General features: G+C 59.6%; 10 protein-coding genes. 4 read left to right on the top strand and 6 right to left on the bottom strand.

From position 1 onward, the window contains the following. Positions 1–2 precede the first annotated feature (2 nt). Together C8N42_RS17080 and C8N42_RS17075 are read right to left on the bottom strand one after the other, a co-directional pair. A complete protein-coding gene (locus tag C8N42_RS17080; RefSeq protein WP_107817746.1) occupies positions 3–221 on the bottom strand; it encodes a hypothetical protein in 219 nt (72 codons plus the stop codon). A 196-nt stretch (positions 222–417) separates the two neighbouring features. Then, complete coding sequence (locus C8N42_RS17075; RefSeq protein ID WP_107817745.1) at positions 418–2,316, bottom strand: acyl-CoA synthetase; 1,899 nt, start codon at positions 2,314–2,316, stop codon at positions 418–420. Positions 2,317–2,560: 244 nt separating this feature from the next. Here C8N42_RS17075 and C8N42_RS17070 point away from each other — a divergent pair, with 244 nt between their 5' ends. Continuing rightward, the gene (locus tag C8N42_RS17070) at positions 2,561–3,679 is read left to right on the top strand and encodes a beta-ketoacyl-ACP synthase III (protein WP_107817744.1); all 1,119 of its coding nucleotides are present in this window, start codon (positions 2,561–2,563) and stop codon (positions 3,677–3,679) included. Here C8N42_RS17070 and C8N42_RS17065 read toward each other — a convergent pair. The 4 genes from C8N42_RS17065 to C8N42_RS17050 all read right to left on the bottom strand — a co-directional run bounded on the left by C8N42_RS17065 (position 3,643) and on the right by C8N42_RS17050 (position 7,755). Beyond that, on the bottom strand, positions 3,643–4,941 hold the full coding sequence (locus tag C8N42_RS17065) for a DUF2254 domain-containing protein (protein ID WP_107817743.1): 1,299 nt from the start codon (positions 4,939–4,941) through the stop codon (positions 3,643–3,645). The two genes, C8N42_RS17070 and C8N42_RS17065, sit on opposite strands and share 37 nt — an antisense overlap. 39 nt (positions 4,942–4,980) lie before the next feature. Beyond that, the gene (locus tag C8N42_RS17060; protein ID WP_107817742.1) at positions 4,981–5,262 is read right to left on the bottom strand and encodes a hypothetical protein; all 282 of its coding nucleotides are present in this window, start codon (positions 5,260–5,262) and stop codon (positions 4,981–4,983) included. 195 nt (positions 5,263–5,457) lie between these two features. Next, a complete protein-coding gene (lysM, locus tag C8N42_RS17055) occupies positions 5,458–5,880 on the bottom strand; it encodes a peptidoglycan-binding protein LysM (protein WP_107817741.1) in 423 nt (140 codons plus the stop codon). A gap of 87 nt (positions 5,881–5,967) precedes the next feature. Beyond that, a complete protein-coding gene (locus C8N42_RS17050; protein ID WP_107817740.1) occupies positions 5,968–7,755 on the bottom strand; it encodes an ABC transporter transmembrane domain-containing protein in 1,788 nt (595 codons plus the stop codon). Between the two features lie 365 nt (positions 7,756–8,120). On the opposite strand from C8N42_RS17050, the gene C8N42_RS17045 reads away from it, so the two are divergent. The 3 genes from C8N42_RS17045 (at position 8,121) to C8N42_RS17035 (ending at position 11,190) form a co-directional block, all read left to right on the top strand. Beyond that, on the top strand, positions 8,121–9,134 hold the full coding sequence (locus C8N42_RS17045; RefSeq protein ID WP_107817739.1) for a glycine betaine ABC transporter substrate-binding protein: 1,014 nt from the start codon (positions 8,121–8,123) through the stop codon (positions 9,132–9,134). 75 nt (positions 9,135–9,209) lie between these two features. Beyond that, entirely contained in the window at positions 9,210–10,100 is an 891-nt protein-coding gene (locus C8N42_RS17040) for an ABC transporter permease (protein WP_211309211.1), read from the top strand. 7 nt (positions 10,101–10,107) lie between these two features. After that, positions 10,108–11,190, top strand: coding sequence for a quaternary amine ABC transporter ATP-binding protein (locus C8N42_RS17035; protein ID WP_107817790.1), 1,083 nt, complete (start codon positions 10,108–10,110; stop codon positions 11,188–11,190). Positions 11,191–11,638 lie beyond the last annotated feature (448 nt).

Here is an 11,638-nt window from a genome sequence, read left to right as displayed (position 1 = left end):
GTTCAGGCCAGAAGATGTTCGCCCTCGGCGGGTGTGAATTGGTTCCGGTTCTGGGTCTGGGCGCGCAAACTGTAAATCAGCGCTGACAGGACGAGCAGGGCGGCAGCACCGATCATCGGAAAGGCGGCAAGGCCCAACCAGAGCGGCATGCCAAGCCCAAGGCCGACAGTCGTGGTCAACGCCGCGATGAGCAGGGAGACGAAGAGCAATCCGACGATCATGACCGATCCTTTCCTGGATATGCATGCTTTGAGCGTGCTTGCGAGAATGCTGATCACGCTATCGAGCGATCTGGGTACAATCATGACGGGGCAAAGGTTGAAATTCGGTAAACGAGCCCGACATTGAATTGAATTTTCGGGAGTTCCGTCAAGAAAACCCCGCCGAGGCGGGGTTTTGAAGCTGTGGCAGCAGAGATTACTCGGCCCATTCCCAAGGGTTGGTGAACCGGCCAAGAACATGGGAGAGTTGTTCGGCCTCGGCTTTTGCGGCGGGATCGACACGGGCGACGAGGCCGCGTTTCTTGTCGTCGATCACCTGAACGACGCGGGCGGTCAGGCCTTCGCTCTCCAGTGCCGCGTTATAGATGCGGGTGATCGCCCTCTTGCGTAGGTCGGGTTTGAACACCTTGCCCACGGCGGTTTTCGGCAGTTCGTCCATGATCTCGATATGCTTCGGGATCGCGGCACGTTCGTGGATGTGGACCTTGGCATAGGTCATCAAATCCTCTGCGGTGACCGAGGCCCCTTCGACCAGTTCGACATAGGCGCAGGGCAGTTCGCCGGCATGTGCATCCGGCTGACCGATGGCGCCGGCCATGGCGACGGCTTCGTGACCTGCCAGCGCTTCCTCGATCTCGGCCGGGTCGATGTTGTGCCCGCCACGGATGATCAGGTCCTTGGCACGTCCGGTGATCCAAAGATAGCCGTCGGTGTCGATCCGGCCCAGATCCCCGGTTCGCAGATAGACATCATGGTGGAACAGGTCGTGGTTCTTGTCCTTTTCCGTGTAGGTCGAACCGGCGAAGACACCGGGGCTGTCGATACAGATCTCTCCAACTTCGTCCACGGCACATTCCACCGGACCTTCCGCCGTATGGCGCAGGATTTTGACATCCGTATGTGGGAAGGGAATGCCGACGGAGCCGATTTTCTTCGGACCGCCCACCGGGTTGACGGACACGAGACAAGTGGCCTCGGTCAGCCCGTAGCCTTCGACGATCTCGACCCCTGCGGCCGCCTCAAACCGTTTGTAAAGCTCGACGGGCAGCGGCGCGGAGCCGGAAAAGGCCATGCGTACGGAGGAAATATCGGCATCCACCTTGCGCTGCATCAGCACGGACACGGCGGTCGGCACGGTGATGATGAAGGAGATTTTCCAGCGCTCGCAGAGCTTCCAGAAATTGTCGAAAACGCCTTCGCCGCGATAACCCGCCGGCGTCGGGTAAACCCCGTGCGCCCCGGAGGCGAGCTGGCTCATCACGATCACCTGACAGGCGAACACGTGAAACAGCGGCAGCGGACACATGATATTGTCTTCTTCGGTGAAGAGCAGCCGGGAGCCAAGCCAGCCATTATAGATCATGCCGGAATATTTGTGCTGGGCCACTTTCGGCATGCCGGTGGTGCCGCCGGTGTGGAAATAGGCGGCGACGCGGTCTTCGCGGATATCTTCGAACGTCAGCTTGTCACCGGGATATTTTGCCAACTCCGCGTTGAAATCGAGCATATCGGCGTGATGCGCCCTCGCGTCGTCGTTTTTCGGACGAATGAAGGGCACGATCCACTTTTTCGGTGGCGTCAGATAGCGCAGGAGATCGACTTCGAGCACCGTATTGACATGGGGCGCGTGGCGCACCGCCTCGGCGACCTTCTGGGCGACGTCGGTTTTCGGGAAGCTTTTGAGCGTCACCACGACCTTGGCATTGGTTTCGCGCAGGATGGCGGCGATCTGTTCGGGTTCGAGGAGCGGGTTGATCGGATTGACGATGCCCGCGACCATGCCGCCAAGGAAGGTCAGCACCGTCTCGTTGGCGTTCGGCATGATGTAGGCGACCACGTCGGTCTCATGCACGCCAAGCGCGCGGAACATATTTGCGACCTGCGTCGTCTTGTAATGCGTTTCCGCCCAAGTCAGGGTTTCGGCCTTGTCCTTGGGTCCCGAGGTGATCTGATAGGAAAAGGCCGGGCGATTGCCGAAGGCTTTCGCGGTTTTCGTCAAACGTTCGTAGATCGTGACGGGCACATCGCGTGCCTCCCACGGCATTTCCGCATCAATCGCGTTGCGCGCCTGAAGCGAGCTGAAATCGGATGGCATCCTGTCCTCCCCTACCTTTTGCCGCCGTGCAGTTTGTCCTGCACATGCGTCTCCTCGCGGCCATGATGCGGGCAATCCCCGCACCGCGCAAGAGCGCCGCAGGTGGGCACAACGCAGCGTCATGCGACGAAATTCCCTCTTGGACGCCACGTCAGAATTTAGATCGCCCGGTCAGGAACAGTGGACGAAGGCCTTGTGCCTGACTAGGGTGCGCCCACTCTGAATACGTCAAAGGAGCGGTGGGATGAAAGAGGTTGTGATCAGCGGAACGGGTGTATTTACTCCGCCCTATGCCATTTCCAACGATGAACTGGTCGCGTCGTTCAACGCCTATGTCGATCTTTACAATGCCGAACACGCGGGTGAGATCGCCGCAGGTGAGCTTGAGGCGAAGAGCTATTCCTCCTCCGAATTCATCTTTGCTGCCTCCGGCATCGAGAACCGCTATGTGATGGAGAAAGAGGGCATTCTCGACCCGACCCGCATGTGCCCGCGCTATACACCGCGTTCCGACGAAGAGCCGTCGATGATGGCGGAAATGGCGGTCGATGCAGCGAAGCAGGCGCTTGCCATGGGCGGCGTCGATGCCACAGACATCGACCTGATCCTCTGCGCCGCGTCCAACATGGAGCGCGCCTATCCGGCGATGGCGGTGGAGATTCAGGCGCTTCTGGGCGCGGGCGGTTTTGCCTTCGATATGAATGTCGCCTGTTCTTCTGCGACCTTCGGCATTCAGACGGCAACGGACATGATCCGCGCGGGGTCCATCAAACGCGCGCTGGTGCTTTGCCCGGAAATCACCTCGGGCCACCTCGAATGGCGCGACCGGGATTGTCATTTCATCTTCGGCGATGTGGCGACGGCGGTGTTGCTGGAAGCTTCCGACGTGGCGACGGGGCCGCAGTTCAGGGTGCTCTCCACCCGCTGCGCCACGCAGTTTTCCAACAATATCCGCAACAACAACGGCTTTCTGCGCCGGGCCCACGACCAGATGGAAGACCGCCGCGACATGCAGTTTATGCAGAACGGTCGCAAGGTGTTCAAAGAGGTGCTGCCGCTGGTGTCGCAGCACATCGCAGAGCATTTGGAAGAGGAGGGGCAGGAGCCGACCGCGCTCAAGCGCCTTTGGCTGCATCAGGCGAACAAGTCGATGAACGACTACATCGGCAAGAAGGTCCTGGGTCGTGAACCGTCCCCCGAAGAGCAGCCGAACATTTTGCAAGATTACGCGAATACTTCGTCGGCTGGCTCGATCATCGCCTTCGCGCAGCACAATAGCGGGATGAGTGCGGGCGATCTCGGGCTGATCTGTTCCTTCGGGGCGGGTTATTCGGTCGGCTCTGTGGTGGTGGAGAAGCTCTGAGCGACATGTGAACGCCCCAGAGCGGGGAGGTTTTCGAGCTGGTCTTTCTCGCTTTCAAGCGGAAGTGCCTTGCGTGCGTAATCCAGTGCCCGGGCAGCCATATCCTTGGCTGCGGCGGCAATTGCCTCATCCGGGGCATCGGTCAGGGCCAGCAGGCTTCGGCGCAGGGTACTGCTGACCTCGATCAGAGCGGCGCCGTCGCGGGCGGTTGCGGCAAATGCGGCGTCAATCAGCGCCTGTGCCGAGGGCGGTGGGCAAAAGACGCGCGGGGCACGGGAGGTCTCCGTCGCGGGAATATGCGCTGCCTGCCAGAAAATCGCCGTCATCCGGGTCACGGCATCGACCGCCGTACCGGGATCGTTGACTCCGGGCGAAAGAGCTTTCGAGGAAATTTCCGACAGGGTGGTCAGGCTGAATTCCGCGTCGACCTCATGGGTGCGGATGGGGCCGATGACGAAGGCGCGGGCGATGTCGTTCATATCCGCCTCGGCGTCGAAGCCTGAAAGCTGGGCCAGAACCGTGCCCTCCAACACAAAACGACCGGGGCGGTGCAGCACATAGATCAATCCATGCCCACCGGCGCAGGCATTGAGAGCCGAGGTGTCGATAAACTGGATATAGCCGGTTTTCGTTGCCCGGAGCGGAATCGTCTTTTCGGGCAGGATCGTCTCCGGGGTCAGAAGATTGGCCCCCAGAGCCGGTTCCTTGCGCAGCGCAGTCAGGCTGCGCCGCGCCTCTTGTTCCGCCAGATCTAGACTGTTGTCGAGGCTGCCGAGCTGGCTCAGATGCTCGATCCAGCGCAACATGGCGATGATGATCACCACCACGAAAAGAATGGTGAGCGCCATGACCACCACCGCCTCATCGTCTCCGTAGAGATGGGTGCGAAACAGGATGATCGAACTGAGCGCAAAGATGAAAGCGCCGATGAAGGCGGAGAGGACAGATTGCGTGGTCGTGTCCTGCAGCAACAGCCGGTGAATGCGCGGCGTGGCGGTGTTGGCGGCGGAGGTATGCGCGCTGACCATGACGTTGAGCGTAAAGGTCGAGACGGCGAGCATCGAGGAGGCGAGGATGGTCAGAACCGGCATCACGGCAGCGGTGTCTATGCGTTGCGCCAGTTCTTCGGGCATATAGCGGCGCAGGATGAGGGTGATCAGTGATACCGCCAGCGACAGGAGCGCATAGAGCGTCACCCGCAACCAGAGCGCATGATAATAGCGCCGGAAGAACAACAGGGGTTTTCGCAGAACGTGGAGCATCTCAGCGCCTTATGACTATGAGCATTCTCTTATGATGGCTCATCGGGGCGGTGGTTCAAGCCGATACCCCGCGGCCCAGAGTTCACAGACGAAAAGCGTGGCTGCTTCGAAACAGCGGTTCGACAGGTCATTGAGCACGGGTTCGTGCCAGCCCGAGAGATCGGCGGCCACGGTGGTCAGGGCAAAGACGGCCTCCATCGGGTCGGGTGGGGTGGACTGCGCCAACAGTGTCTTGAGCGCGTCGTACGGGCTTTTCCGTTCTATCAGAAGACACTGGGTAATCCGTTCTTCGATCTGATCCTGTCCTGTGCTCACTTCCAAAGCCGGTGGTCCGTTTCCTCGTCACTACGAGGGCAAACTATCCAGATTGTTATGGAGCAACCATCCTATTGTCTCATTAGACGAAACAATAAGCGGAGAGATGCGCAGAAGCGCCTCATCGTTGTTTTCTGCAAAAAGGCGCCACGTGTCGTGACGCCCTTGCAGTCATTTGTAATGGGTGCCCGTACGGATCGATCAGCCCTGCGGAATGATCAGCATCTGACCCGGATAGATTTTGTCGGGATCGGAGAGCATCGGCTTGTTGGCCTCGAAAATCTCCATATAGCGGTTGCCATCTCCAAGTGCGGCTTTGGAAATACCCCAAAGCGTGTCGCCCTTTTTCACCTCGTGGAACACCGGATCGGCACCTTCGAGCGTGTCCTCGACGGCGGCGACGCCTTCGACATTGCCCGCGGCCATGATGATCTTTTCCTTCGTGGCCTGATCGCTGACCGTGCCGCCGATCACCACCTTGTCGCCGTCCATAGCCACTTCCACGCCTTCGGCCTCAAGCCCGAGGGCCTTGATCTCGGCCAGAATGGCGTCGGCATCGGTGGCTTCTTCTTTCTTGCCGAAAACCTTCTTGCCCGCATCTTTCACAAAGCTGAACAGTCCCATGTCTCATCTCCTGTCACTGGGTATCTTTAGACTATCCGCCGAATATGACGGAATGGAAACGGGAATTTCGCGGGTTTCTCCCCGCCATCAGGCCCCGTTCGAGAACTGAAGCCTGGCCAGTCGGGCATAGAGCCCATCCTCGGCCACCAGATCGTCATGGGTGCCGGTGGCGACGATCCGGCCATGTTCGAACACCAGAATGCGGTCGGCTTTCTTTACCGTCGCAAGACGGTGGGCGACGATCAGTGTGGTGCGGGTGCGGGCCATGTCCTCGACGGCTTTCTGCACGGCGCGCTCGGATTCCGAGTCGAGTGCGGAGGTTGCCTCGTCCAGAAGCAGGATCGGCGCATCGCGCAGAATGGCGCGGGCGATGGCGACGCGCTGTTTCTGGCCGCCCGAGAGCATGATGCCACGTTCGCCGAGATAAGAGTCATAGCCTTCTGGCAGTCGCATCAGGAATTCGTCCGCAGCGGCGGCTTTGGCGGCGGCGATCACCTCCTCCATGGAGGCGTCGGGGCGGCCGAAGCGGATGTTGTCGGCGGCGGAGGCGGCGAAGATCACCGGATCCTGCGGCACGAGCGCGATATGACGCCGGAAATCGGCGCGGGCCATCTCGGAGATCGGCAGGCCGTCGACGGTAATCACGCCCTCCTGCGGATCGTAGAAACGCTGAAGAAGTTGGATGATCGTCGATTTGCCAGCACCCGAGGGGCCGACAAGCGCCACGGTTTCGCCGGGCCGGATGTCGAAGGACACACCATCGAGCGCCGGGGGCGTGGGGCGGGAGGGATAGAAGAAATGCACGTTCTTGAAAGAGATCGCGCCTTTTGCGGGTAGAGGGTAGGGTTTCGGATCGGCGGGGTCTTTGACCGGATCTTCGGAGGAGAGCAGTTCGACAAGGCGCTCGGTGGCCCCGGCGGCGCGCTGCAATTCGCCCCAGATTTCGGAAAGCGCGCCCGCAGCCCCCGCGACCATGATGGCGTAGATCACGAACTGGACGAGTTCACCGATGGTCATCACCTCGGTGCGCACATCGCGCGCGCCGATCCAGAGCACGCCGACCACGCCGGAGAAGATCAGCGCGATAACGATTACGGTCATCACGGCGCGTGTCTTGATCCTTGTGTGGGCCGCGCCAAAGCTTTTCTCGGTGACGCTGTTGAAGCGCGCGGCCTGTTCGCCTTCGCCGGTGAAGGCCTGCACGGTCTGGGCGGACAAAAGCGCCTCGGAAGCTGTGCCGGAGGAGGATGCGATCCATTCCTGGTTTTCGCGTGACAGTGTGCGCAGACGGCGGCCCAGCACGATGATCGGCACGATCACGACGGGCACGATCAAAAGCACCAGCCCGGTGAGTTTCGCCGAGGTGAAGAGCATCAGGATCAGCCCGCCCACCATGATCAGCGCGTTGCGCAGCGCGACCGAAATAGACGAGCCGATGACGGAAAGGATCAAGGTGGTGTCGGTGGTGATGCGCGACAGCACCTCGCCGGTCATGATGCGCTCGTAGAACGCGGGAGACATGCGGATCATCCGGTCGAACACCGCCTTGCGGATGTCGGCCACTACACGCTCGCCCAATCGGGTCACGAGGTAATAGCGCATCCCGGTGCCAAGCGCCAAAGCGCCCGCAATCAAAAGCGCCGCGCCGAAATACTGATCGAGCAGCACGACACCCGCATTTTGGAACCCGTCGACCACCCGGCGCACGGCGACAGGGAGGATGAGGGAAATGCAGGCGGTGATCACGAGCGCGATAAGTGCGGCGATCATTAGCCCCTTGTAAGGGCGGATGAAGGGCCAGAGCGCCCCCAATGCTCCGATGTGTTTCGATTTTTCGCGGTCAGCGGCATCCGTAAGAGTGCGGTCGGCGGCCATGTCCTGTCCTTGTATAGAAGAGCGCATAAAGGTGCATGACTGATAGAGTGCGCAGCGCTGCGGCGCAACTCCTGCGGGGGTTCTGAGGGATTCCGTGAATTTTTCATGTCAAAATGCGGCCTGAGGGCGTGCTTTCCGGGAACATGGTTGCATCACGGGGCGTGATATGGTGGGTTATGGGCACGCTCCGCCGGATCGTGCCTCAGGGTCTTCTCTGTCATATGAGAGGAGGGGGCCGAGGCGCTCTTTGATGGGTAGCGAACGGCAAGCGCGGAGAAATCGCCCAATTCGGGGTGGTGACTGGTCCGGATGCGCCAAACGCATCGGATCGGAGAACTCACACGAAGTAAGCGGGAGTCCCCCTTATGAAAAACAATAAACTATTTGCGGCCGGTTTTCTGGCCTTGGGCACCATGGCCGGCGGCGCTTTCGCGGCGGATGACTGTGGTGATCTGAAGATCGCCGAGTTCAACTGGGCCTCGGGTGAGCTGATGGCGAATGTCGATGCGATCATCCTCGAAGAGGGGTTCGGTTGTGATGTCGAACTGATCAACGGCGGCACCAACACGCTGTTCGCCTCGATGAACGAGAAAGGCGAGCCGCAGATTGCGCCGGAGCTCTGGACCAATGCGGTGCGTGAGCCTCTGGCGAAAGCGGTGGAAGAGGGCCGCATGATCAAGCTGCTCGACGGGCCGATCACCGGGCTTGGTGAGGGTTGGTGGGTGACAGCGGCGTTCGCGAAGGATCATCCGGAACTCGATACGGTCGAGAAGGTGCTCGAACACCCGGAATATTTTCCCTACGTCGAAGACGACAGCAAAGGCGCCTTCATGGGCTGTCCGTCGGGTTGGGGCTGTCAGCCGGCGAATGCCAACATGTTCCGTGCTTTCGGCATGGATGAAAAAGGCTGGGTTCTGGTCGATCCGGGCTCTGCCGCGGGTCTCGAAGGTGCAATTGCGAAAGCCTCCGAGCGTGACGAATACTGGTTTGGCTACTACTGGAACCCGACGGCCGTGGTCGGCAAGTACAAGCTTGTCTCCCTGCCATTCGAAACCGAATGGGCCGGGTCGGAAAACTGGGACGGCTGCATGGTGAAATCGGTCGATGAATGTGCCGATCCGCAACCGTCGAGCTGGACCAAGTCCGAGGTCTCGACCGTGGTGACCAAGGATGTGCCGGAAATCGCGCCCGAAGGCGTGCTCGATTACCTCAAGGCGCGCGTTTTCCCGGGGGAGGTGATGAACGAGATGCTCGTTTACATGACGGACAATCAGGCCATCGGTGAAGATGCCGCCTATGAGTTCCTCGAAAAGCATGAAGACGTCTGGACCAAATGGGTGACCCCCGAGGTTGCCGAAAAGGTCAAAGGCGCGCTCTGATCCTGTCGAATTTCTGATCATTTCGGGCCTGCGATCCCCTCGCGGGCCCTTCCCTCTATATATAGGAGTGAAAACTTGCTGGAGTTTCTCACCGAATTTCCCTCTCTGGGGCGGAGCGACCTGTCCGCCTTCAAGCAGGGGATTGACGAAGGGTTTCGCACATTTTCCCGCGCTTATGGAGAAGCGCTCGAGGCCTTCTTCAATCCCCTTCTGAAATTCCTCGTCTGGTTCGAGGATGTCCTGATCGACACGCCTTGGCCAATCATTATTCTGGTGATCGCCGCGATCACCTGGTTTGGCGCGCGCAGTTGGAAAATCACCATCGGCGCTGTGCTGTCGCTTTTGCTGATCGGTGTTCTGGGGATGTGGGAAGACACGATGTCCACATTGGCGATGATCACAGTGGCCACGCTGGTTTGTGTTGCTCTGGGCATCCCGATCGGGATTCTTATGTCGCGCTCGGATCGCGCCCAGTCGATCGTGACGCCGATCCTCGATGTGATGCAGACCATCCCGTCTTTTGTCTACCTGATCCCGGTGGTGATGCTTCTGGGCATCGGCAAGGTGCCGGGGCTGATCGCCGTGTGCATCTATGCCATTCCGCCCATCGTGCGTCTGACCAATCTCGGCATTCGTCTCGTCGACAAGGATGTGATGGAGGCGGCCGATGCATTCGGGGCCTCTGCGCGTGAAAAGTTGTTCGGGGTTCAGATTCCGCTCGCTTTGCCGAACATCTTCGCCGGTGTGAACCAGACGATCATGATGGCGCTGTCCATGGTGGTGATCGCCTCGATGATCGGGGTGAAGGGGCTTGGTACGCAGGTGCTGCGCGCCATCGGCAACCAGTATCTTGCGCTGGGCCTGATGAACGGTCTCGCCATTGTGGCGCTGGCGATCATCTTCGACCGGGTCAGCCAGACCTACGGCAAACGTCTGCAAGCCTATCGGGAGACCGGCCATGACTGATACGAACATGACGGATCAAACGGTGCTGGATGAAAGCCCGAATGCGGATGTCAAAGTCTCGATCCGCAATCTCTATAAGATTTTCGGCGACGATCCCGCCGGTGCGTTGGAGCATGTCAAATCCGGGACGACGAAACCGGAACTGATGGACCAGCACAACCATGCGCTGGGCCTCAACAATATCAATCTCGATATTCCCGCCAAAGGAATTCAGGTGATCATGGGCCTTTCCGGGTCGGGCAAGTCCACTCTGATCCGCCACCTCAACCGTCTCATTGAGCCGACCTCGGGCGAGATCTGGATCGACGGGGAGGACGTTCTGGCGATGGACGACAAGCAACTCCGCGATCTGCGCCGGTTCAAGATGTCCATGGTGTTCCAGAAATTCGGCCTTCTGCCGCACCGGACCGTGTTGGAGAATGCGATGTACGGGTTGGAGATTCAGGGCGTCGCCGGGGGTGATGCCGAGGAGCGTGCCCGCAAATGGCTCGACCGTGTCGGGCTTGCGGGCTTCGAGGAGCAATATCCTTCGCAACTCTCCGGCGGTCAGCAACAGCGCGTGGGGTTGGCCCGTGCTCTGGCGACCGATGCGGACATTCTACTGATGGACGAGGCTTTCTCTGCACTCGATCCGCTCATTCGCACCGATATGCAGTCGATCCTGCTCGAATTGCAGGAAGAACTGCACAAGACGATCATCTTCATCACCCACGATCTCGACGAGGCGCTGAACATCGGCGACCGGATCGCGATTTTACGCGATGGGGAGATCGTTCAGTCGGGCGACCCGCAGGACATCATCATGAAACCTGCGGACGCTTACATCACCGACTTCATCCGTGACATTAATCGCGCCAAGGTCGTGCGTCTGCGGTCTATCGCCAAGAAAGGTGAAACGGGGCAGGGGGCGACACTCAAGGGTAATATGTCCATCGAACAGGCTCTGCCTAAGCTTACCCGGTCGCCGGATCGTAAATGTCCGGTGGTCTCGGTGAAGGGCGAGCCTTTGGGGGCCGTGTCGCTCGATGATGCAATCAATGCGCTGAAGCCGCTCGAAAGCGATAGCGATGAGGATGTGCGCTACGCATGAGCGGCGAGTCAGAGTGGAAGTGGCAAAGGGCGGGGAAAACCTCGCCCTTTTTCGTGGGTGATTCATCTCGGTGTCATGCGAGTCGGCAAAAATAGCGGCGAGTCGGGGTGACTCGCGACTGAATCGGATCTGAAACGGGGCGATTCAGGAAAATCACTCGCCTTACGTAGGGGCAGTTTGGACTGATTTGCACCCATAAGGCGAAAAGTGACTCGCTAGGGGCGGTGATTCACCGGGGTGATTCATCGAAATCACGCAGAAACCCCTTTGACGCGGGTTTGAGGCTGCAGAAAAAACATGCGGCATCGCCAATAAAATAAGGGGTTTTGGAAAAAAGTTAGGGTGCCGCGTGCTTTTTTTTCAAAAACCACTTGCGGGTCTTAGCGGTAAGCCATAGAACCCCCTTCACCGGCGGCGCTGAGGCGCACGGCGGGGCGCCAGACGGACT

The sequence above is a fragment of the Celeribacter persicus genome (assembly GCF_003050785.1).
GTDB classification, from domain to species: domain Bacteria; phylum Pseudomonadota; class Alphaproteobacteria; order Rhodobacterales; family Rhodobacteraceae; genus Celeribacter; species Celeribacter persicus.
This window is presented reverse-complemented; position numbering and strand designations above follow the sequence as displayed.

Bases quoted from the DNA above. Each gene is read 5' to 3' on its own strand.
- C8N42_RS17050 (WP_107817740.1), bottom strand. From the start codon at position 7,755: ATGGCCGCCGACCGCACTCTTACGGATGCCGCTGACCGCGAAAAATCG.
- C8N42_RS17035 (WP_107817790.1), top strand. From the start codon at position 10,108: ATGACGGATCAAACGGTGCTGGATGAAAGCCCGAATGCGGATGTCAAA.
- C8N42_RS17080 (WP_107817746.1), bottom strand. From the start codon at position 221: ATGATCGTCGGATTGCTCTTCGTCTCCCTGCTCATCGCGGCGTTGACC.
- C8N42_RS17075 (WP_107817745.1), bottom strand. From the start codon at position 2,316: ATGCCATCCGATTTCAGCTCGCTTCAGGCGCGCAACGCGATTGATGCG.
- C8N42_RS17045 (WP_107817739.1), top strand. From the start codon at position 8,121: ATGAAAAACAATAAACTATTTGCGGCCGGTTTTCTGGCCTTGGGCACC.
- C8N42_RS17070 (WP_107817744.1), top strand. From the start codon at position 2,561: ATGAAAGAGGTTGTGATCAGCGGAACGGGTGTATTTACTCCGCCCTAT.
- C8N42_RS17065 (WP_107817743.1), bottom strand. From the start codon at position 4,941: ATGCTCCACGTTCTGCGAAAACCCCTGTTGTTCTTCCGGCGCTATTAT.
- lysM (WP_107817741.1), bottom strand. From the start codon at position 5,880: ATGGGACTGTTCAGCTTTGTGAAAGATGCGGGCAAGAAGGTTTTCGGC.